Raw genomic sequence first — 23336 nt, 5'->3', positions numbered from 1 at the left:
CGCAGCGCCGTATGTGGTTAAATGTTAAAATTGCCTTTAACTGGCCATCAATTCATTATGATTGATCGTTTTTGCTAATTCTGCATATATTCTTGTGAGTAGCTGGCTGCTCTGCTCCAACTTAGTTTCAAGCGCGGTGGCTTTCTGTTGTTCGGAAGTGAGGTGCTCCTTCAAGGTTCGCATGGCATCCTGCTGATCGGCTATCTCTGTTTGTAGCAACGCCTGTTGTTGTTGGAGGTCTTGTGCGTTATGTTCCAGTTTTTCGATGTGGTCTGTTTTAGTCTGAATGACCTCCCGGCTTTGTTCGAGCTGGGTTTGCCATTCTGCAGCCTGCTGCTGTTGCTGGCCGAGTTCGGTTGTCAGCTGCCGGATCTGCTGGTCAAAACCATTTACTGTAACCTGTAACTGTTCCAATTGTGCGGCCGAATCTCCTGCCTGATGCTCCAGGAGATGATAGTTTTTAATTTGCTGTTCGAGCAATTGTTGCAGAACATGCATGCTCTCCTTTTCCCGTCCATTGGCTGGTGGCGTGCTCATTGACACCAATTGTTGCAAGCGATTATTTTCTTCCTGGACCTGTTGCAAGCGTTGTTGTGCATCCTGCAGCTCCACTACAAGTGTTGTATCTGTTTCTTTACTTCCGTTTCCGTTGTAGGCTTTGTTGCGCAGGTCGGTATATTTTCCTTCGAGTTCACGGAAATCCTGCTCGAGGAGTGCATAGTTTTCGCGGTAGCGCCGTACTTCGTGTTCGTATTTCTTAATCAAGGTAGTATTATCCGGGTTGGCACTGGCCAACCAGTCGGGCAGCCCTTCCGGTGGTGTTTCACTGGTTGTAGCTTTTACTATGGAAGCTGGTGTAGGTGTGACCGATAGGTTTTCGGCCCAACCATTATTATCATGAAAGGCGAGCCCCAGCTCTTCCTGTTTCTTCTTACGGCGATAATGAAAAAAGATGGTTAACCCTATAGCAACCAGCGTGGCAGGAACAGCAATCCATAGAACGATTTGCAGGAATTGTCTGAACTCATAAAAGGACACAAGCAACAATAGCGACATCATGAAAAATTTTAAGTACAATTTCTCATACTAATCAACTTAGGCACATGAGGGAATAAGGACAATAACTTAATACGGCGGGGGTTGAAGGGAATGGCAAAGGCCGCGATTTTGTTGCAAGAATAATACCAAAATCGAATATGTACTTCTTCTTACCAGGAAGCTCGATGCATTAGCAGGTGATTTTATATTCTATTCTGATGCAATCATTTGCGTTGCAGACAAACATTTTGTTAAAAAAATCCTTTTTTATTTAACACAATCCTCTTAATTTTCCAATGTATCATCAAGATAAGCAATCCACAACCCCGCAATTCTCTTCCTGCATCAACCATGTTTTAGCCACACCCAATCCAATATTACTTATCAGAACTTATCGTTCTGCAGATACCCTACCAACGATTAATGATCTTGTACTAATGAGCACTGAAAAAGATCGTTCTGTATCTCTTGATTCTCCTCTGTATCCCAAGGTATAGCCATCCATCTTCGATTGTACTGTTGTAAGACGCAGTCGGCCTGCCGTATGTTCATGCTTTGTTTACTATTTAAACACAGCCCGGAATGCTTTGCCCATACCCAAGCTACCGGTGTGTAATGTTTGAACTCTATTTATAACATTAAAATATTTCAACAAAGTGGCGTTGTGGCCATAACATCAATGGCTGCGATGTCGTGTCAATCATTCATTTTTTAAATCAAAACTTCAGTCACATGAGAAAACTATGCCACTCCGGTTGGCTGGTTACCTGCATCCTATTGCTATCTGGTGCCGCTTATGCACAGACTAAAAAGCTATCAGGAAGGGTAACCGATGAGAAGAGCATTCCGCTCGCCGGTGTATCTGTAAAAGCTGTAGGTACCAAGGTCACTGTCCAGACCGACAATTCAGGCAACTTCGCCATTTCTTTTCCAGAGCGATCTACTGCGCTTGAATTTACTTTCATCGGGTACAACAAAAAGGAAATCCCCATTGGCAATTCGCTTATTCTAAGTGTTCAGCTTGAATTATCGGGCAACATTCTTGAAGAGGTTGTGATCGGTGCGCAGGGTATTAAAGCGAAAAAGAAAGAGCAAGGCTTTGCCCAAACTTCCATCAACACACAACAGCTGACGGAGGCCAAGCCTGTGAACCTTGTTGCGGGCCTAACCGCGAAGGTGGCCGGGTTACAAGTCAATTCTTTGAGTGGAGGTGTGAACCCAACTGTCCGTGCTGTACTACGCGGCAACCGCTCTTTGCTGGGTGATAATACTGCGCTTATTGTTGTAGACAATGTTGTTGTTCCCAGCTCGATCCTTGGCAACCTCAATCCGGAAGATGTTGAGGATGTTAATATCTTGAATGGTGCGGGTGCTGCAGCACTGTATGGTTCTGATGCTTCCAATGGCGCTATTATCATCACCACCAAGAAGGGAAAACCTGGCATGAGTACCGTTAAGTTATCCAACACTACTACGCTTGCCATGGTGAGTTTTTATCCTGAATTGCAGGACCGTTTTGGATCGGGTTATCAAGGTCAGGTGCCTGCATATGTTCCATACGAGAACCAGCAATATGGCCCTGCGTTCGATGGATCGCTTGTAGATATCGGGCGACCGCTGAAAGATGGCCGTATTCAAAAGATCCCCTACTCGCCTGTTAATGACCGGAAGGACTTTTGGGAAACTGGCGTTACCAATCAAACGGACCTTGCTGTGTCTTCAGGTGATGAGCGTTCTACTTCCTATGTAGCTGTGCAATATGTAAATGTGAAAGGTGTTACATGGAAGGATAAATATAACCGCTTTTCTGTAAGGGCTAATGGCACGCGCAACGTTACGCGCAATTTTAAAGTGACTTATAAATTTAACTATGTACAAAACCGCTACGATCAAACTTCTGCCGGTGGTACTATTTATCAAAACTTATTGAATACTCCTGCGCATGTTCCTTTGACGCAATACAAGGACTGGGTAAATGATCCTTTTGCCAATCCGCAGGGTTATTACAACGACTATTATCAAAACCCTTATTTCTATATTGGCAACAACCGGTCAAAGACCAGAAACGATTATCTGACCGGCAACCTCGAGCTAAACTGGAAGCCAATCAAATGGCTCGACCTCGTGTACCGGGCCGGTATCACCACGCGTAATCAAAGTAATAAATCGTGGGTAGGCAAATTCATCTATGATCAATTTTATATTACGGGCAGTAAATCCAACGTAACTGGTAGCGTATCTGATGGAGCTTTCTATTCTACGCAGCTTACCAGCGACTTCCTGGCCACTGCTTCGCAAGAGTTTGGCGACTTCAATCTTAGTTTAACGCTGGCGAACCACGTTCGCAGTGATATATCGAAGGGGATTGATGTTTCCGGTTCGGGTCTTGTAGTCGATGGTTTATATAATGTAAGCAACCGGCTATCGCCTCAGCCAGGGGCATCTGAATCGAATGCAGAGAGTCGTCAATATGCTGTTTATGGCCGCTTCAAGGCTGGCTATAAGGACTTCTTATTCCTCGAGGCTACCGGCCGCAATGATTGGGTGTCTGTACTGGACCCCGCACACAATTCATTCTTCTATCCTGCGGTGAGCATGTCGTTCATTCCCCAAAGTGCCTTTCCTGTGCTCAAAACGGTTGAGTTTGTAAACAACTTAAAGCTGCGTGCCGGTTGGTCTCAGGTGGGTAATATCAACATTGGCGCTTATGCGCTCAATCCAACATTCGGGCAAGCTAATGGTTTTCCTTATTCATCCGGTGCTGGCTTTACTGCCGGCAATACCATTGTGGCCCGCGACTTGAAACCCGAGATCACCAATGGCTGGGAGTTTGGCTTCGATGGTGAGTTTTATAAAAACCGCATCACTGCCGGTCTTACTTATTATTCTACTGCTACTACTGATCAAACTGTGGCTGTAGGCATTTCTACTGCCACCGGTTTCTCCAGCTTCCGCACCAATACCGGTGAGGTTACTAATAAAGGGCTCGAAGCATTACTACATGTAACGCCTATCAAGAATACCGAATGGGAACTTACGGTGGGGGGCAATTTTACCTGGAATGAGAACAAGGTTGTTTCTATCAACTCTGATCTTCCGCGATTGAATATCGGTAGTACCATCTTTGCTGTGGAGGGCCTGCTGTTTCCGGTCATTATCGGTACCGATTATCTCCGTGATCCGCAGAACCGCATCATTGTTGACCGCAAAACCGGTTATCCTTCCGCCGATCCTAATACCAAGGTGCTGGGTAATACCAATCCCAAGGAGCGACTGGGCCTTGACTTTACGCTCAAGTATAAAAATCTTCGCTTGTGGGCTTTGGGTGAGTTCAGGGGTGGTTTTGTGATCTTCCAGAATGGTGGCGGCACTTATGATTTCTCGGGCTCTTCGGCCAGGAGTGTGCTATATAACAGAGAGCGGTTTGTTATTCCCAACTCTTCTTATGAAGATCCTGCCAAGCCTGGCGAATATATTGCCAATACCAATATTGCTGTAAGGGATGGCGGCGCCGATTTCTGGACCAGCAGTGCTTACAATACGGGGATCACCACCAACTATATTACCAAGGGGAATTTCTGGAAGCTGCGGGAAGTTTCTCTTACTTATACCGTGCCCCGCACCTTATTGCAAAAAACAAAGGTGGTCAAGGACGCCAGCATCAGTATTCAGGGACGTAATCTGCTGATCTTTACTCCCAAATCCAACGTGTATACCGATCCGGAATATAACTTCTCCGACTCGAACACCATCGGTATCACCACTTTTGGCGAGCCTCCTTCCCGTTACGTTGGCGCTACCATTTCTTTAACCTTTTAATCACAACGCAGATGAAACTTATCAAAATAGGATTGATGGCTGTTGTGTTTATCGCATCTCTGCCATCGTGCAAAAAATTTCTCGATGTAAATACCAATCCCAACTCCCCCACTTCGGTGCAAGCGAGTCTTGTGCTACCCCAGGCTATTGTTTATACGGCTTCTACGCTGGGCGTTTCTTTTCATGATTATGGCTCCTGGCAGGCCGGTTATTTTGCGAATGCAGGCGGCTTCGGAGGCTGGGGCAATACGATCACTTATGAATTCACTACCGGTAGTTTTAATGGCTTATGGAGCAGTACTTATGACAATCTGGAGGATTATGAATATATCATTTCCGAAACCAATGGTCGTGATACTTTCGCTTACTTCAATGCTGTTGCCAGGATCATGAAGGTCTTCAATTATCAATTGCTGGCCGACGAGTATGACCAAATACCTTATACTGATGCATTGAAAGGTCTGGACAAACTCACTCCCAAGTATGATGCTGCCCAGGACGTTTATAAAAAGCTGTATACCGAACTTGATGAAGCTATCGCGATTATCGACAATGCCAAATTCCCTAATGCTTTGGGCACGGCTGATGTAGTGTTTGGTGGCAGTACTGTAAAATGGAAACAGTTTGCCAATACGATCAAGCTCAAGTTAAGGATCAGGGCTTCCAAAACCAATACATTCACCGGTAATCCTACTTTTTCGGCTGATGGATTTCTGACTGAAGATGCCATTGTGAACCCAGGCTTTGCCAAAGTAGCCGGACAACAAAATCCTTTCTGGAATACTTACCATAGCTCTGCTACCGGTGCACAGGCCGGCAGTGGTCGTTCGCGCATCCCCACTTACTGGATCCTAACTTTTTATGATGGCAGCAAGATCGATGACGAAGGTCGTGGCAATGTTATTTTCAGGGGCTTTAAGAGTGGTTTATACCCTCCCCGCAATCAACTGGGCGTAACTTCTTCGGGTATTCAATCTGCTCCCAGCGATAACACTTCCTGGTACACAGAAACTGTGAACTATGCTAATTCCACCAATTCTGTGGGTGTACTTAAAGGACCTGCTATGGGGCAACCGCTGTTATTGGCTACTGAAAGTTATTTGCTGCAAGCTGAAGCTGTAGAGAAAGGGCTAATTGCCGGTAATGCAAAGTCACTCTTCAATAAGGGTATTGAATCTTCATTCCTGTATTTATACAAGGGGGTAGATAATAAAGTAGCTACCGGCTATAACCCGGTCACAGATGCAGCTAATTATCTAACTATTAATAGCGGTACCAGGCTGGTAAATTATGACCTGGCCACTACGCCTGAGCAAAAGCTGGAAGCAATCATTACCCAGAAGTACATCGCTCTTAATATGATTGACGGCCGGGAAGCATGGGCTGAATTCAGAAGGACAGGTTATCCTACTATCAACAATACACTCCCTCTGAATCAGAGCAACACTTTTGTGTCGACTGTTTCTGCTTCTACTGCCCCAGACAGGTTGCCTGGAAGGATCCTTTATCCCAACAATGAATTCCAGGTGAACCCAGACAATGTGCCGAAGGGTATCAACACTTTCACCTCTTATGTTTTCTGGGACCGCAGAAAGTAATTGTTCACTTTTAATGTACTACAATGAAAAAGCACGTATTCATATTCATAGTTTCTCTTATCGGGTTTAGTTCCTGCCTTAAAGACAAGGACCTGCTCGATCCCGAAGGGACGCAAAACACTATTGAGTTTTTGAACATAGATATCATTGCATCTCCCACAACCAGCACTTATCCGTTGTATAATATTAGTTACAATATTGTTCCGGAAGCTGATCTTGCGCTTACAGTAAATTATTCGGGAGCGCATGCCGCACCTCAGGATATCGAGGTGACTGTTGGCATCAAGGCGGATGCTTTGACTATCTACAATACGGAGAACGCCACCACTTATACGTTACTGCCCGATAATATGTATTCACTGCCAACTACCAAAGTAACTATTCCCAAGGGGCAAAAGAGTGCTGTCATTCACGTGAAGTTCAAGACCAATTTATTTGACCTTACCAAGAAATACGCGTTTCCTGTTTCCATTCAATCTGCCTCGTATGGTATTATCAGCGGGAATTTCAGCACGAATGTGTTTGCTGTTGTTGCCAAGAACAAATATGACGGGGTATATACGTTGAAAAGCAGGCAAGGGGCTAACGACCGGGGCTTTACCACTACTCCTTACTCCTGGCCGTATGATATTTCATTGATCACTACCGGCCCCAATACGGTAGCCTTCCACAATACCGGTTATGCAAATGATTACACGCATCCTATCCAGACTACGGCTACTGCCTGGAGCAGGTTTGGTTCGTATACGCCGATTCTCACTTTTGATGGCAGTGATAAACTGGTAGATGCGCCGAATTATTATATAAATCCCAGCAATGGGCGTGCTGGCAAAGTCAATGCAGCCATCACTACCAGCCGATATGATCCTGCTACCAAAACCATTTACGCTGCTATTGTGATGACTCAACCCAATTTTGGAGAGTTCTTAATGTATGATACGCTGGTTTTCAAGAAAGCCAGGTAAACTTTACCGTACCTCTCTTGTGACAATCCGGCCGCCTCCTTCGGGGCGGCCTTTTATATGCTATAGGCCATTTCTATATTTTGCGGCTGCCGGGCTCTTCTAAAGCGCCGGATATCTTTCAAAGCATCCATTCCAAAGGCCGAAACTGATAATAGTATCATGATGAGCCCGAAGAGCCAAAGCCCCAGAAAAACACATATTCCCACATGCAGGGCTATAATAGCAGCCAACCAAAATACCCGCACTTTGGGTATCCAGATAAAAATAAAATAGCCCGTTTCAATGATGATTGTAAACCAGCTTAGTGTTATGAAAAGCCAGGATTTATCGGCCAACCAGGTGAAATCGTATTGCCTGAAATCGGGCTGTACCAATGAGCGCCAGATCACGTTGCCTCCCCACCATTCCTGCGAGATGAGTTTTTCGAAGCCAGCCGATAGGTAGATCAGCCCCATGTGTATTTGCAGTACGCGCAGGGAGAGTGTAACTTCCCAGGATGGAGTGGTTGGCACTCTTTTCCAAAGCGCATCTAATGAATACATTCTTGCCACCGGCATGAGCATAACGTAGAATAATGCTATTTGCAAAAAGATGTCTACTCCATATACATACACCTCAATGGTACACATGAGGATGTAGTGGCAAAGGAAGGTAAGAAATGAAAAGACTTTCGTAAATACGCCTATCAACAAAAGGAATGCGCTTATTACGTACACCCAGAAGAATCCCATTACAAATTCATCCTGGGTCACTGGCAGGAAGGAGAAGAACCTGTAAACCCTGGCCATGTGGAGTGTAAGGTCCGATATCAGTATCTCTGATATTTCCCACTGTATCCATGCATCGGCGCCTATAAAGGCCAGCCAGTCGTTGTACCATAATATTGCCTGCAACAATGTGAACGCTGCAATCAAGATCCGGAATATTGCCAGGGGTGCAGGTGACACCGGGTCATTAAAAAAGCGATATGCTTTTTTGTATAATGTGCTTGTACGCATAGTAATGTTGTTCTAAATGTTTAGTGTCCTGTGAGCACAAAATCGGTTGAGTATAGTTCTGACACTTTTACCGGTTCTTTTTTGCAAAACCCTTTCATTGTGGGATACCTGATGCTTCGAAGGGTATATGATACTTTCCAGATGTCGGGTTGAAGATTGAACATGCGGGTTGAAAAGGAACGGGCACATATGTCCTGGATAGATGTATCTCCGGCATTGTAGACTTTGTATCCATAGAATCTTTTGGCGAGGTCCTGGTTCTTGCAATAAAAACTAAATCCTTTAAGGGTGGAATATGTCTTTTCACGCCCGTCATAATCGACTGTTTTTATTTCGATCTCGTTGCTTTTTCCTACATCGGGTGAAAAGAACCCATAGCGCCACACTGAATAATTGATGCTGCACATAAGTACCAGTGCTTTTTCAAGCGGCTCGTTCTTATGGTACACTTTTTCATCCAACACATGGAATATGGTTAACAGTATTACTATTAAATGGGCAAAGGCAAGGGTGAAAACTATTTTCTTTTTCATACTTTTTCGAGTTAAAACCATGTTCAAAAGCAAGCTTTTGAACATGGTTTTATCAATGAAATTTATTACCGGGCATATTTGGACATAATGGTATTGAGCTTTGCAGCTTTTTCCCTACCCAAAACGCTTTCGAGCTTTCCTCCTTTGGAAACTGCGACGATGTATACGATGCCATCATCGGATACGATCAATACTACGTATCCTAATTCATCCTGCGGGTTTCTTACTTTACGAACCTGCTCAAGGTCTCTCATGGCTACTTTTCTCGCACCATAGACTTCTTTTCCTTTGTTGAACTGGAGTCTATACTTGCTTTTGTCCACTCCTTCAAACAGTTTAATGATCTCTTTTTTGTCTGCTTCGGAGATGGCTTTGTCCTGGGCAACGACTTTGTTGGTTAATGCCAAAAACAGCATGAAGGTTACCGCATAAAGCGTTAGCGATTTCATAATTGTGAAGTTTTAAATGATTATAAAAAATACCAGTACTTGAGAACTTAGTAAATCCAATGCATGTGTATCCCTCTATCGTTGGCATACAACGATACTATTTGATCATGTACATGACGATGCCATTACACCGTCGAGGTGATCTGTACATGTGTTCAACAGCAATAATTATGGGTACAAGAATCTATGGCTATAAGCCAGGCTACGCAGATCCTTCAGGAATACAATACGGATGACAGATAAGGTTAGACTTAACAATTAAAAGGAATTCTGAGGAAAGGGTTGATGGGGGATGATTTTTATCAATAACAGGATAAAGGTACATCTTATATAATTATTTCAAATACCACAAACTGGGTAAAATTATGAATGTTAACGTGGTGCGCATTTTCCTGAAGGGTGAAAGAGGTGTGATCAATGGTGTATATCCGACACGCTATGATGCGAACGGGATTTACCAAGATATTTTCCACAGCGGCTATTATACTAATATTTTTAGTATTTTTACAGCTTCAAAACCTCCCCTTGCAGCTCTCCATAGCAGGCTGTTCATGTTATATATTGGACATGCTACACATCTATGATACGCTTACTGGTACTCAATTACAGGGTTTATAACAGGAACCAATACGGTTATTACTTAAAATAATTACAGATTCAATCGTACAGGGTTCAGGCTATAACATTAAAACGACAATCTGTCTTTTATGCTAATTTATTTATCATTTGTTTTTTTCTTTGAGGTATGACAAAGGATGAACGTTATATAGGGGTTAAAAAGCTGATTGAATCGGGGCACATTACCGAATTCAAGCAAATCTTTACTTACCTGCCTAAAACTGTCATGGCGCAGGACCTGGGGACTAATAATAACCGAATGACCAAGCTTATTGAGCGTACACAAGATTTCACGCTGGAAGAGTTAAACCGGATCGGCGACCTGATCGATATTTCTTTCGACTCAGTGAATATGCTGGCCAGCAACCAGTACAAGAGAAGCAAATATTTCAAAAGAAAATAATACCCGCACTCCCACCGCCGAGAAATTCCTACGTGCCACGTTTTTGTATTTCCAAGTGTCAGGTAATTGCATATGAAAACCCCAGGTTCGTTTTCGGGGATTACTGACTGCATTCAGTATTGAATAGAGGCTGGAGGCCATGGGGTTTTCTTGTTATACCAAGCTTTCCCAAGGCAACTTATTTTGAACTCCTTTCGTAATGAAAGGGATTGGACGCTTGTCCGATCTTATTTGTCGTATGATCAATGGCCAAAAAGTTATCGTTGTTCTCCCCGCTTATAATGCTGCGTTGACCCTTGAAAAGACCTATGCTGAAATTGACCGTACGGTCGTGGATGAAGTGATCCTTGTGGATGATGCCAGCAGAGATGATACGGTTAAGAAAGCCAAGGCCATCGGAATTTCTCACATAATCAGTCATGAGAGTAATAAGGGATATGGCGGCAACCAGAAGTCGTGCTATAGAAAAGCGCTGGAGGCCGGCGCCGACATTATTGTCATGCTCCATCCTGACTATCAATACACGCCTGCGCTTATTGGGCCTATGGTGTCATTGATTGCCAATAAGGTGTATCCGGTTGTGCTTGGGTCCCGGATCCTGGGTAAAGGGGCCTTGAAGGGAGGAATGCCTTTTTATAAATACGTAGCCAACCGACTGTTGACCGCAGTACAAAATCTGCTAATGGGACAAAAGTTGTCCGAATACCATACGGGCTACAGGGCTTATCACCGGGATGTGCTGCTGGCGATCCCCTTCGAGCATAACTCTGACGATTTTATATTCGACAATGAGATCCTTGCACAGATATTCTATAAGGGTTTCGATGTTGCTGAAATCACTTGTCCAACCAAGTATTTTGATGAAGCTTCCTCTATTAATTTCAGCAGGAGCCTGCAATATGGCTTTGGTGTTTTGCGTGTGAGCTTTCAATATCTCTTCCAACGGACAGGCATTGTGCAATTCCGGCTCTTCAGGAATCTGTAATATGTTTTGAGCAGGCTGCCTTACTATGACGTGCCATTCTGTTTATTTTTTTAGTTCATTCACTTTATCGCGCAGGGTATTAAAGAACTTGTTCCTGTCTTTTTCTCCCGATCTACTAACAAGGGTGGAACGGCTCAGCAGGGTATTGAATGTGTCAAATGCCCTGGCGGCAAACCTATCGTCTTGTGTAATAAGATAGCTAAAAACGCTATAGGTTATCATGGACACCTTTTTATCGTCCAGGTTCAGCAGGATTGTATTGTTGCCGAGTATGAGTTCGTTCACATAAAACTGGATCGGCCCTCTATGTGCCACGTCCGTAGCACCCGGCATAAACTTCACGCCTTTGGCTGCCTGGGCCTGTAAGTGGTCGATCATTTGTATGAAAGAATCTACCACTGCCAGAAGATCTTTTCTATCGCGGAAGATGCCTGCTTCTCTGTAATAAGCTATCTGGTTAATGCTGCTGTGCATGCTTTCGAGGTTCCACAGTTCCACTGTATGCATCCTGCTGTGCTCTTCCAATATTTGCTGCCCGATGGCAAAGCATTCTGTGAAGGGGTATTGTTCTAATGAAAATAACTGATCGGCCAGTGCCGGTTCGTTATTGATGGTTTTGGACCAGAAGAATGTTTTGAATGCTGCCATTCCCGGAAACAAAAAGAAGTACCAGAAGGGCGCGTCTTTGCAGAGGTAGTAAATCTCCCCCTGTTTAAAGGAGTTGAAATACCTGAACTGCCCCAGTATGCCTTTTATATGTTCTGTGAAGGGAACTGCCTGGAATGTGATGCCTGGCGCCTGGAAAAGCACTGAATCGTTTTTCAGCTGTAACAATTGGTCAAGTGAGAGATGGTAATGCTCGCATATTTGTTTCAGCTCATTCAGCGTGACAGGCTTTTCGCCGCGAATACGGCGGTACACGCTATCGGCGCTCAGGTCCAACAGGTGGCAAAGTTCATCTACGAGGGAAAGGTGGGCCGGCAGGCTTTCTTTCAGGTGTCGAAAAAGCTGCTGCTGGAGTTGTGTTGTTTCCATTGCGCAAGGAAATTACTGAAATTCCGTAATTCTCTTAATTTGTTTACGGATTTCCGCCATTAAAATGTCGTGTAGTGGTTCTGGAAGTGAATTTTCGTAACGACAGGGAACGGAAGTGGTTTGCTTTATGGCCCTCCCCCAAACTGGCTAATCTGGTAGCTTTTTGCCATTGGGAACTACCTGTCGGGCAGGATAGGTTTGTGGTTATCACCTCAAACCCTGTTTATGAACCGACGTATTATCATTATTTTCCTGATATGCTTATTCTCTGCAGCTATTGGCCTTGGCCAGGAAGTAGCATCTCAAAACCTTTATTTTGTAAAAAAGGGGAAGACTGCTGTTTTTAAGGACAGGGAATATCAACCGGGCAAAGGCCGTGCATTTTATATTTACCGGAATTGTATCTATAATGTTGTGCTCAAAGATAAAAGATGGCTACGCATACGTGTATCAGATATACGTAATGATTCTATTTATTACTCGCTTTATGTTTCAGCCAACGAGGCTGCTTCTGATAACGCACGTCTTGATACACTGGCTCTTCACCCCAGCCAGCTCAGAAAGTTAAAGCTGATTGCCGACCGTATGATGGGCCTTCATTCCAGCTTTTCTCTAAGGAATAAACGCTATGTATTTGAAACAGCCGATACGCTTAAGGGTTTTAGCCATGATACCGTTGTGTCTTATTCAAAAGACAGCAGCCGTTCTGTGACTTATGAATTGGTGCCTTATCTTACGGCCCAGGGGGTTAACTGGCTTTATGAGCGACGTGGCATTACTTATTATTATGAAGGGATTGATCCGCCTGTTGATCAAGATACAACTCCCCGCAAAAAGCCTTTACCTCCTAAAAAATGGGTGTGGTTCACTCCAACCAATGTAAACAAAATAAGTGGATTAAACCTCGGAATACAAACCATGACTACTGCCGATAACGACTCTCTGATCATACGTGGCGTTAATATCAACGCTGACCTGCTGAGTATGTTTGGAGCTATGTATGGGATATTTTTTGTGATCAACACGCCTCATCCCAATAGTTATCCTGATTCTGTAAACAAAAAAGAAATCAATTCCGAAGTTACCGGCCTGAGTCTTAGTGGGGGTGGGCTAATTGGCGATATGCGTGTAAGGGGACTTAGTATAAATGGCGGTATGTCGTCTGTTTTAGAGACAACCGGCTTGCACATTTCCGGTATCCTGAACACGACCGGCGAATTCAGGGGTGTTGTGATCAGTGGATTGTGCAACAGGGCTATTAAGGGTCGAGGGGTACAAATAAGCCTTCTCAATTTCTGCAAAAATTTAAAAGGTATTCAATTGGGTTTATGGAATGTAAACAGTAAACGATCATTACCTTTTATCAACTGGGGTTTTTAAAACCCTGCCGGTTAAGCGACATTGCTTTTTATTGCTGCCAGCCATGTAATGAAAGTCAGCCTTTAACGCAGTTAATTAATTTGCCATAAGGTAGACTCCTGCTATATTACACCCAAATTCAGCGGGACTGATTTGCAGCAATAAAAGGGCGCCAGAGCGCGTTTTTACAGCTAACCGGCTGACTTTTAATATTATTGTATTGCCCAAACCCATCGTTCATGAACCCAACTCTCCTCTCTGCCAGCGGGCCTGATCGTCCTGCGGCAGTTATTTTACGGTCTGCCAGGACCGTTCGCAACTCTTTTCTTACTGTTATTGCTATGTGCTGTTTTGGTATGGTGACTGCCCAAGTTGTTCACCCGGAAGACCAATCGGATGCTGAAACGCTGGCCCGGCAGTACAAGGATGACCAGGTATTCTGCCGCTCTGCGTATCATTTTTTCACTTTTGGCAAAGGTACCAATACGCTGAATGACAAAGTGGTGGTAGTACAGGAGGAAACGGAACTGGAATTCATAGCCCTGAAAAAGTATGCCAGTACTACGTATGCCGAATTTTACAACAAGTTCGTTCGACTCAAGCAATTCAGAAAGAATATTAAAACGGGTAGTAAATGGATGCCTTCCGACAGATCGGGTATCGACCGCTCTGTAACGGATGAGAATATTTTTTTCGATGATAGCCGTGTTCAGTATTTCCCTATCCGGTTTGCCGAGAAGGGTAATGTGGCCAAGGTGATTGTGAAGAAGGAGTATACTGATGCCAAATACCTCACACGTCTTTTCTTCCACATGGCTTACCCGGTAAGGGAACAGGTATTCGAATTCAAAGTTCCCGACTGGCTTTCTATCGATTTCAAGGCGATGAACTTTGAAGGGTTCAAGATTGAAAAGAAGCAAAGTCAGAAGGGTGGCTTTATCAACTATGTATTTACTATGAAAGACCTTCCTGCCAGCAAGTCTGAGTTCAAGCAGATCGGCAGGGCTTATACCGATCCGCATATCATTATTCAAGTTAAATCGTTCGAGAATAAAGGGGAAGTGCTGCAAGGTTTTGACAAAACGAGTGATGTATATAACTGGAATAACAGGTTGTATAAGATGGCCAATAACGAGCCTGACAAGATCAAAGCTACTTTATCGAAGATCACGGCTGGCATTACTAATGACCCGGATAAAATAAAGGCTATTTATTACTGGGTGCAGGATAAGATCCGCTATATCGCCTATGAAGATGGCTATTCAGGTTATATCCCGGCTTCTGCCCAGGATGTGCTGGCCAATAAGTATGGTGATTGTAAGGGCATGGCTAACCTCCTTACTGAATTCCTGAAGATGGCTGGTTATGATGCTCACTTTACCTGGATTGGTACCCGAGCTCTTCCCTACCCACAGGCAACGCCAGCTCTTTGTGTAAACAATCATGCCATTACTACGCTCTATTATAAAGGCAAGGAGTATTTCCTGGATGCGACGGAAAAGTATGTTCCGTTTGGTGAGAATGCTTACCGTATTCAGGGTAAGGAGGCAATGATCGCTAATGGTGAAAAGTTTGATATTAAAAAGGTTCCTTTAACTACGGGTGATGATCACAAGGTTTTTACCAAAGGAGATTTTACATTGAATAATGAACAATTGAAGGGTAAGATGCAGGTAGTACTTACCGGTAATGAGCGAAAAGATTTTCACCAGGAGTATCATGAGCTCCCTATTACCAGCCGGGAGAAGTTCCTGAATAGTTACCTGGAATTCAGTAATGACAATGTGGAGGCTTCGGATGTAAAAACAAGTGATCTGAATAACCGGGAGATCCCTATCAACATTTCGGGCAATATCGATCTTTCGAATTACGTACAAACTATCTCGGGCAACAAGTATATCAATCTTGATTTCTTCCCTAAAACGCTGGAAAGGTATATGCCTGATGAAAAGCGCAAGAGTGGCTATGACTTTGATTATGTGTTAAGTTTTGAGGATGAGTTCTCGCTTACGGTTCCTACTGGCAATAAGTTTGCCGATGTGCCGGAAAAGCTGGAAATGAAGTTTGACGGGTATGAATTTAAGGGAGAATATACCATCACGGGTAATAAGATCGTCCTTAAGAAGTACCTGGTCATCAAAAACAGCATGATCAATAAGAATGACTTCGCCAACTGGAAAAAGTTCCTTGAATCGATCAAGTCTTTCAGTAGCTATTTTTTCAGCATCACCTCTAAATAACCGCTTCATGAAATTATATATATCCCGCACAGGCATTGCTGTCGTTTTGATGGCCCTGTGCATTGGCTTTGCTCCCAGCCTGATGGCCCAAAGTTATATCGATGAAGATTTCCTGGATAACCTGGAAAATAACGCCCGCTCTATATTGAAGGAACCAGCTCCAGCCTTTACGGAGGTTAATATTCCTTCCAAGTGGGAAAAGGAGTCGGCTGTAGTGATCGGCTTTTCCCGGAATGTGTTGTTTGACCGCAAGAGTAGTGGCGGCTTTTTCACCCGCCGAGAACGCAGCTTGTATTTTTTTGAAAAGATCAGGCTCCGGATCAAGCTGAATGATAACAACTCTGTTAAAGCGATGTCTGAGATCTATTTCCGCTATGGTTCGAAAGAGGATGGTTTTATTGCTCGTATTATCAAGCCGGGTGATACTGCCACTAATATCGATTTGAAAAGTGCTGTAGCTGTTGAGGCCGGCACCGATATTCCGGAATACTTCCAAAGCTTTTTTGACCAGGTAGCTGGTTCAGGTTATAATTATTATAAGGTGCCTGTGCCCAACCTGGAACCCGGCGACATCCTTGAATATGTAACTACTACCAAGAGTAAGCTGGATGTGACTGCTTCGGGCTATATCGAGTTCAGCCCTATTTACGAAGTATGTAGTAAGGGCTATCCTGTGCTGTTCAATGAAATTGCTATCGAGACGGATGATAAGTCTTTTTTCAAATCACTGTCATTGAATGGTGCTCCTACTTTCAAAAAGGAAAGTACTACGGAAGGGTTTTTCCGCTATGTATTTACCGACAGGAACCGGGATACTGAGAAGGACGTGAATTTTGTGAGTCCTCTTATTCAATATCCTATTATCAAATTCCAGGTGATCTACTCTAATAATGACCAGGCAAAGGGTGCGTTCATAGGTGAGAAGGGTGAGTTGAAAAGCAACTTTTCAAAGGAAGAGTTGGCCAAAAAAGCATGGGAAGATTATGAAAGGGTAAGTTATGCTTCTTTTATGGGTGGCATGACTACAGTTCAAAATTTTGTTGATGCCTGTTATTCCGAACTGGTAAAGCTGGGTGCTAAGAACTGGGATGAACAGACTTATATCAATAATGCGTATTATGTGGTACGCAATAAGATCCTTTTCCAGCGTTCGTACCTAAGCGATAAAAAGTTTGCTCATATTTTCGGTTCGCTGCTGTATCAGAAGGATATTAAATCAGATGTTATTATTACCATCGGTAACAATATTGGCAAGTTGAATGAAGTATTGTTTGAAGAGGAGATCAGGTACGTTATCAAGGTGGGCAATAAATTATATTTCAATGTAACCGACTTCTCCAACCCTGGCGATCTGGAAGAGGGTCTGCTATCTAATGAGGCGTATATTATTTATGCACCTGCCAAGAAAACAGGTACGCAGGAAATCAAGCCTTTTTCCCTGCCCGGTACTACCGCCGCTGACAATAGTGCTTCCTATGCTATCGTTGCAGAGCTGGCCCCCGATATGAAAGGTATAATGGTCACCAGAACTTCTCATTTTAAGGGTATTCAAAAAGCAAAGGCAAGTCCCAACGCTCTCAAGTTTACTCCTTATATGTTGCAAGACTATGTAAACTACGGTGGTAGTGATCCTACTGAAAAGATGAAGTCGAGGGAGGCTGAGGAGTATACAAAATCTGCGCGCTCACTACAGGATGAGTTTAAAAAGCAAAAGCCTGATTTTGTAAAGGAGTCGCTTCAATCGGAATTTCACCAACGTATCAAAGATGCCAGGTTCTCCCTGATCAGTGACGGCCGTACGCAGAAAAAGAGCACACTCTCTTTCAAAGAAGAGTTTGAGATGGCTGATGTGGTGAGGATGGCTGGAAAAAAGTACCTGGTGAACCTTACCGGTCTTATGGGACCTCAGCTACAGATCAGGAAAGAAGAAAGGAACCGGAAATACGATATCGATGTTCGCTACCCCAAAACTTACAACTGGTATATCCAGTTCAAAATACCTGCTGGCTATAAAGTAGAAGGGTTGACAGAGCTCAATAGGTCTGTAGATAATGAAACTGGTTCTTTTATACTCGCAGCTAAGGAAGAGGGTGGCCTTGTGGTGATCAGTGTTCAGAAGGTTTACAAGCTGAAAAATGTATCCAGCGCCAAGTGGAATGATATGCTGGCTTTCATCGACGCAGCTTATAACAGCACTTTCAAGTATGTTTTACTAACTCCTAAACAATAAACCCTCTCTCTGCATGAAAAACCTTATTCTCTCTCTTCTTGTATTGTGCTTGTATACGTGTGTATCGGCTCAATACAAGAAAGCCAGTTTTTTTGAAAAAACCGGCCGAACGTATGGCCTCGGCACAAGACTGTTTGCCTTGGGTGACGGAAAAGGTAGCCCTATTGGTTATACTTTATCATTTGGAACAGACCAGGATGGAAAACAGTGGTTTTATAATTGTGATATCACATATCTGCCTTCGTATTCTTTCTCATTCAACACCACCAATTATAATGATGCCCCGATAACCGTAAGTGGGACTACTAAACCCAATCTTATTCTGGGCTATTTTTGGGGCTATCATTTATTGAAGAATGAGAATAATGAGCAATTGTTCAAACCGTATGCAACCCTCGGTTTCCAAATGTCAACATTGGGTGGCCCCAAAGAGGAAGACCTGGTCAATGACAGCTGGGATAACAAAAAGGTGGTTGGAGAACGTAATTTCAGCGGAGGCATTGGTGGCGGCGTGGGCACTATGCTCAATTTCACTTCCTGGCTGGGATTGAGGCTGGAAGGCGGCTATATGTACCAATTCAACTTTAAGAAGGATGGAGCCAACACTTATCATTTGCTCAACAAGCATCCTTATGTTACTGCAGGTCTCCGCTTTAGGGTCGTTTCTGAGTAATTATGATCGAACTTAATAATCTAAAGCCGGCTGGTAAATACCAACCGGCTTTTTTGTGCGGTCAGCGGTATTCAATAATTTCGGGATTGTTCAAAGGATTTTCCATATGTCCACTTTACCAGCCATTCAATTATCTGAGCTCACCTCGCAGGTTGAGGCCGTGTTGAAAGACAGGTTTGAAGGGCTGCATTTTTGGGTGATAGCTGAGATTACCGGACACAGGTATCAAGCCGCAAGGGGCTTTCATTATTTCGACCTAGTGGAAAAACAGGCTGGATCTGCCGGCCTGAAGGCAAAAGTGAGTGCTGTAGCCTGGACTACCGGTGGGCGACAGATCGAAGCTTTCGAAAGGATTACCGGCCAGCGCTTTACTGATGGCCTCCAGGTTTTGGTAAAAGTATCTGTCGATTATAGTGCTGTATATGGTCTAAAGCTCACGCTGCAGGATATCGATGCAGGCTATACCATTGGCCAACTGGAGCAACAGAAGCAAGCTACCTTGCAACGTCTGCTGACGGAATGCAGCGGTTTTATTCAAAAGATTGGTGATAATTATATCACTGTCAACAAGCAACTTTCTCTGCCTATCGTGTTACAGCATATTGCTGTGGTTACTGCTGAAACATCGGCCGGCTACCAGGATTTCCATCACACGTTGTTGAATAACCAGTACGGTTACCGTTTCTTTATCGATACCTACTTTACTACCGTACAGGGCGAAGGGAATGCAGCGCAGATAAAGGAAAGGTTATTAAATGTGTTTACTTCCGGTAAGCCGTATGATGCTGTTGTGATCATCCGGGGCGGAGGCTCCCCTACCGACTTTCTGGTGTTTGATACATTTGTACTGGGCCAGGTAACCGCTAAATTTCCCATTCCCATTATTACTGGCATCGGGCACCAGCATAATGAAACGATCGTGGACCTGATGGCACATACGCCGCTTAAAACTCCTACCAAGGTAGCGGAGTTCCTGATAGCTCATAACCGGGCTTTCGAAGACAAGGTGCAGTTGCTTCAACACCGGATATTGATGAAAGCCCAGCAATGGATGGCTGATGAAAAGGCTGAACTCGTGAATACAGAACGCCAACTCTTGCATGAAGCGCAGGCAAGCCTGCACCGCTACCGGCGGGAATTGGATTCCATCAGCCATGAGTTGACTCTCAAGCCTGCTATGGTGTTCAATAGCCAGCGAAAGGACCTGCTGAATATCAATCACCAACTTCAGTTTTCCAGCTACCGTTTCTTATCGCATGAAGGGGATGAATTAAGAGGCATGGAAAAGCTGTTTCAGGTATTGCATCCATCCAGCATTTTGAAAAGAGGGTTTGCGTTGGTAAGCTATCAGGGAAAGATCACCACCAATGCCGATTTGTTGCCAGTGGGCGCAGACATTAATGTATTGTTAGACAATACCAACTTTACTACTACTATAAAGGATAAACACTCAGCTGATGAAAGAGAAAAAACTGACTTATGAGGCCGCCTATGAGGAATTGAAAGAAATTGCTTCCGACATTGAAGCTGAAACTGTGTCGGTGGATGTGTTGGCCGAAAAATTAAAACGTGCTTCTTTTCTGCTCGAGTTTTGTAAAACCAAACTCAAGAGTACCGAACAAGAGGTAAGCAATATCATTCAGCAAATGAAAAAAGATACCAACGAATCCGAATGATGTTAGTTTGATAAAGCCTGATGTACCCCATGCGGCCTCTTACCAGTATATTGTTTAGCTTTTATTGTAGTGAACCGCTTATCTGTAAGTGACTGTAAAAATGCTTCAAGGTCTTCTTTTTCTTCGCTGGTCAGGTTCATTGGTTGATTTAACAGCGTATCTCTGTTAATCGCATTGGGAACAATCTTTTGTGGATCATTGTAGAACTCAATGACTTCCCGCAAAGTTTTAAACATCCCGTTGTGCATATAGGGAGGGGTTATTTCAATGTTCCGCAACCCAGCGGTTTTGAATTTACCTATATCATCCATCGTCCCGGTAATTGTAGCACGACCACTATCATTGAGGTTTTTGCCGTTGAATAACCCAACATTTCTGAATTCATGGGTTGTAAAATCGGCCCCAAAGTGGCACTTCACACACTTCCCTTTTGTATTAAAGATCTCAAACCCTCTTTTTACTGCGGAGCTTACGGCAGAACTGTCCCCTGTAAATTTCCAGTTGTCGAAAGGGCTATCGCTGGTTTCGAGGGTTCGTTCAAAGGCAGCAATTGCATGTGCCAGGTTTTCCCGTGTGGGGCCGCTGTTGTACAGGTTGTTGAAGTATTTCCTGTATTCGCTGCTTGCCTTCAACCTGGCCAATGCTGTTTCTATCGGCAGGTTCATTTCCACGGGATTTTCTATGGGTGCAAGGGCCTGCTCTTCCAGGGTCTTTGCTCTTCCATCCCAGAATAAGGAACGTTGGGCAGCTACATTCATAGCCGAAGGCGTATTCCTCGTTCCCGTTTTACCATTTACGCCTTTGCTGACTGGTAAGGTATCTGCAAACGCATTTTCGGGCAAGTGACAACTGGCGCAACTAATTGTACGATCCCGGGATAGTACCGGATCAAAGAAGAGTAGCTTTCCGAGTTCTGCTTTTGTATGTGGTTCGTTATTGATCAAAGAAGTAAGCACAACGCATAGCACTGTTATCATTAGCAACAGAAAGATCTTTCTCATAATATTACTTTACCCTCCCCATGACCAGTTTGCTCATTCCTTCTTTCCGCTGGATACAACTATCCTCAACCGGTACAAACCTGAGGGAGTCGTCATTGGAGAAAAAAGCTATTTTGTAAACGCCCTTTTTTCCATCACAGCCGTTATCCGTGAATGTAAACAGGTCGTTTTCCCAAGCATATACACCGCTTGTAAAGGGCTTTTTATTGACGTAACCTTCGAAGCTTTTATCTTCTTTAAAGATGACACCGGTGACGCTTCCTTTAGGAGAAGGTCTTGATTCCCATCTTCCGGTTAATTTGTCTTTTTCAATAGTGCTGACACCTGCCAGTAGCAGTGTGATAAGTAATGCGATTTTCATGGCTTTTATTTATTACACAAACTTGCATCAAGTGGCTGACGAGGGCAATGGTAGATTTATACTACGCAGCCGGGGTAAAACAGTTAACAACGTTGACAGTTTTATAAAGCATTAAGTATCCGAACCTTGAGGGACCATTAGTTCATGCAGTTTGCGTTGCAATAGTTTTTTATCAGGTAATTGTGTTTCGTAGGCAGCTACAAGGGCCGGGGACAAGCTTCTGCTTAATGCATATTTGACTACTTCCGAGTCCTGGTCTTTACAAAGCAGTATGCCGATACTTGGGTTTTCATGTGGTTTCTTTACGTCCTTGTCCAATGCTTCGAGATAGAAGTTAAGCTTACCTAAGAATTCTGGTTTGAATTTATCTGTTTTTAGTTCGATGGCTACGAGACATTGCAGATCGCGGTGATAGAAGAGCAGATCAACTTCAAAGTCACTATTGCCTACTTCCAAGCGGTATTCTTCGGCCATGAATACAAAGTCGCGCCCAAGTTCCAGAATGAAGTTCTTCATCTGACTGATAAGCGCTTTTTGCAGTTGATTTTCATCGTAATCGGGAGGAAGATTGAGGAATTCAAAAACATAACTATCTTTAAATGAGTCTTTTATATCCAATTCTCTCAACACTGTTGAGAGAATTGGATTGCTTTTGGAGTTTGCTGATTTTACCATCGCTGGCGGCAGTTTTGAGCTTTTCTTCGAGCCTGTCAATTCTCTCAACAGTGTTGAGAGTTTTGCTTTACCTATTGCTGACCGTTCAAATAATCCTGCAGAAATCTGCCGATCCAATTCACGAAACGCATACTGCTCTTTCTTGCACATTATCAGGTAAAACTCCCTTTCCTTCATTGATTTACACCTTGAAACAATAGCCAGATTATGCGACCAACTAATTTCTCTCAACAGTGTTGAGAGTTTTGGATGATCCTTATAGGTCTCATAGAATTGCTTCATCCGCCAAAGATTTTTGTCGGAATATCCTTTGAGGTCAGGTGCTTTCTTTTCTATGTATGTAGCTAATTGGGTTACTACTGATTTTCCCCAGGCCTGCACTTCTACTCTTTTACTGATGTATTCCCCGATATTCCAGTAGAGGTTGATCATCTCTGTGTTGACGGCCTGGTAAGCGTTTGAGCGGGCTTTTTTAATCAATCGGACTACTTCTGTGAATTGCGATTGCAGCTTCATTTTTTAAGGATATTGAATAATAAAATGAGTTAATGCTGCTACCAAACAATGCCTCGTGTTGAAGTAATTGATCTACTGGATGAAAAATGCTGTGTAATGCAGCACTTCGAAAGGTTGTAACAGAAAACGGCATCTAATCAGTTGTATGCCGTTGGTTGTGGATA

The 23336-nt window shown here is 43.7% G+C and carries 19 protein-coding genes; 11 read left to right on the top strand and 8 right to left on the bottom strand.

The annotated features are described in order from the left end of the window. Positions 1-36: 36 nt before the first annotated feature. The gene (locus AC5JBY_RS12955) at positions 37-1059 is read right to left on the bottom strand and encodes a hypothetical protein (protein ID WP_495905018.1); all 1023 of its coding nucleotides are present in this window, start codon (positions 1057-1059) and stop codon (positions 37-39) included. 711 nt (positions 1060-1770) lie between these two features. Between AC5JBY_RS12955 and AC5JBY_RS12950 the strand changes: the two genes are divergently transcribed. From AC5JBY_RS12950 to AC5JBY_RS12940, 3 genes are read left to right on the top strand one after another with little or no spacing between them, the layout of a single operon-like run. Continuing rightward, on the top strand, positions 1771-4857 hold the full coding sequence (locus AC5JBY_RS12950) for a SusC/RagA family TonB-linked outer membrane protein (protein ID WP_495905017.1): 3087 nt from the start codon (positions 1771-1773) through the stop codon (positions 4855-4857). A gap of 11 nt (positions 4858-4868) precedes the next feature. Next, on the top strand, positions 4869-6455 hold the full coding sequence (locus tag AC5JBY_RS12945) for a SusD/RagB family nutrient-binding outer membrane lipoprotein (RefSeq protein WP_495905016.1): 1587 nt from the start codon (positions 4869-4871) through the stop codon (positions 6453-6455). 23 nt (positions 6456-6478) lie between these two features. Continuing rightward, on the top strand, positions 6479-7420 hold the full coding sequence (locus AC5JBY_RS12940; RefSeq protein WP_495905015.1) for a DUF1735 domain-containing protein: 942 nt from the start codon (positions 6479-6481) through the stop codon (positions 7418-7420). Between the two features lie 53 nt (positions 7421-7473). Here the strand turns inward: AC5JBY_RS12940 and AC5JBY_RS12935 are convergent, their stop codons facing one another. The 3 genes from AC5JBY_RS12935 to AC5JBY_RS12925 form a co-directional block, all read right to left on the bottom strand. Beyond that, positions 7474-8418 (bottom strand): HTTM domain-containing protein, encoded by a 945-nt coding sequence (locus AC5JBY_RS12935; RefSeq protein WP_495905014.1) that lies wholly within the window; start codon positions 8416-8418, stop codon positions 7474-7476. A 20-nt stretch (positions 8419-8438) separates the two neighbouring features. Further along, positions 8439-8951, bottom strand: a complete 513-nt coding sequence (locus tag AC5JBY_RS12930; protein WP_495905013.1) for a hypothetical protein — start codon at positions 8949-8951, stop codon at positions 8439-8441. Positions 8952-9016: 65 nt separating this feature from the next. After that, entirely contained in the window at positions 9017-9400 is a 384-nt protein-coding gene (locus AC5JBY_RS12925) for a hypothetical protein (RefSeq protein WP_495905012.1), read from the bottom strand. An 877-nt stretch (positions 9401-10277) separates the two neighbouring features. On the opposite strand from AC5JBY_RS12925, the gene AC5JBY_RS12920 reads away from it, so the two are divergent. Together AC5JBY_RS12920 and AC5JBY_RS12915 are read left to right on the top strand one after the other, a co-directional pair. Continuing rightward, a complete protein-coding gene (locus AC5JBY_RS12920; RefSeq protein ID WP_495905011.1) occupies positions 10278-10421 on the top strand; it encodes a hypothetical protein in 144 nt (47 codons plus the stop codon). Positions 10422-10620: 199 nt separating this feature from the next. Beyond that, positions 10621-11406 carry a glycosyltransferase family 2 protein gene (locus AC5JBY_RS12915; protein ID WP_495905010.1) on the top strand — a complete coding sequence of 262 codons (786 nt, stop codon included), beginning with the start codon at positions 10621-10623 and terminating at the stop codon, positions 11404-11406. A 42-nt stretch (positions 11407-11448) separates the two neighbouring features. Here AC5JBY_RS12915 and AC5JBY_RS12910 read toward each other — a convergent pair whose 3' ends face one another. Next, positions 11449-12441 (bottom strand): helix-turn-helix domain-containing protein, encoded by a 993-nt coding sequence (locus tag AC5JBY_RS12910; RefSeq protein WP_495905009.1) that lies wholly within the window; start codon positions 12439-12441, stop codon positions 11449-11451. A 225-nt stretch (positions 12442-12666) separates the two neighbouring features. Here AC5JBY_RS12910 and AC5JBY_RS12905 point away from each other — a divergent pair, with 225 nt between their 5' ends. The 6 genes from AC5JBY_RS12905 (at position 12667) to xseB (ending at position 20619) form a co-directional block, all read left to right on the top strand. Continuing rightward, positions 12667-13821, top strand: coding sequence for an LA_2272 family surface repeat-containing protein (locus AC5JBY_RS12905; RefSeq protein WP_495905008.1), 1155 nt, complete (start codon positions 12667-12669; stop codon positions 13819-13821). Positions 13822-14039: 218 nt separating this feature from the next. Further along, positions 14040-16040, top strand: a complete 2001-nt coding sequence (locus AC5JBY_RS12900; RefSeq protein WP_495905007.1) for a transglutaminase-like domain-containing protein — start codon at positions 14040-14042, stop codon at positions 16038-16040. 7 nt (positions 16041-16047) lie between these two features. Further along, positions 16048-18270: a DUF3858 domain-containing protein gene (locus tag AC5JBY_RS12895; RefSeq protein ID WP_495905006.1), complete on the top strand. Its 2223-nt coding sequence runs from the start codon at positions 16048-16050 to the stop codon at positions 18268-18270. Positions 18271-18283: 13 nt separating this feature from the next. Beyond that, the gene (locus AC5JBY_RS12890; RefSeq protein WP_495905005.1) at positions 18284-18943 is read left to right on the top strand and encodes a hypothetical protein; all 660 of its coding nucleotides are present in this window, start codon (positions 18284-18286) and stop codon (positions 18941-18943) included. A gap of 106 nt (positions 18944-19049) precedes the next feature. Further along, positions 19050-20426 (top strand): exodeoxyribonuclease VII large subunit, encoded by a 1377-nt coding sequence (xseA, locus tag AC5JBY_RS12885; protein WP_495905004.1) that lies wholly within the window; start codon positions 19050-19052, stop codon positions 20424-20426. Then, positions 20401-20619, top strand: a complete 219-nt coding sequence (xseB, locus tag AC5JBY_RS12880; protein ID WP_495905003.1) for an exodeoxyribonuclease VII small subunit — start codon at positions 20401-20403, stop codon at positions 20617-20619. Before xseA ends, xseB begins: the two co-directional genes overlap by 26 nt. Positions 20620-20621: 2 nt before the next feature. Here the strand turns inward: xseB and AC5JBY_RS12875 are convergent, their stop codons facing one another. The 3 genes from AC5JBY_RS12875 to AC5JBY_RS12865 all read right to left on the bottom strand — a co-directional run bounded on the left by AC5JBY_RS12875 (position 20622) and on the right by AC5JBY_RS12865 (position 23172). Beyond that, positions 20622-21620 (bottom strand): cytochrome-c peroxidase, encoded by a 999-nt coding sequence (locus tag AC5JBY_RS12875; protein ID WP_495905002.1) that lies wholly within the window; start codon positions 21618-21620, stop codon positions 20622-20624. 4 nt (positions 21621-21624) lie between these two features. Then, the gene (locus AC5JBY_RS12870) at positions 21625-21981 is read right to left on the bottom strand and encodes a hypothetical protein (RefSeq protein ID WP_495905001.1); all 357 of its coding nucleotides are present in this window, start codon (positions 21979-21981) and stop codon (positions 21625-21627) included. A gap of 111 nt (positions 21982-22092) precedes the next feature. Continuing rightward, positions 22093-23172, bottom strand: coding sequence for a PDDEXK nuclease domain-containing protein (locus AC5JBY_RS12865; RefSeq protein WP_495905000.1), 1080 nt, complete (start codon positions 23170-23172; stop codon positions 22093-22095). Positions 23173-23336 lie beyond the last annotated feature (164 nt).

The sequence above is a fragment of the Paraflavitalea sp. genome, assembly GCF_059502485.1.
The sequence above is the reverse complement of the archived record's forward strand: the minus strand, read 5'-3'. Positions and strand labels throughout refer to the sequence as shown.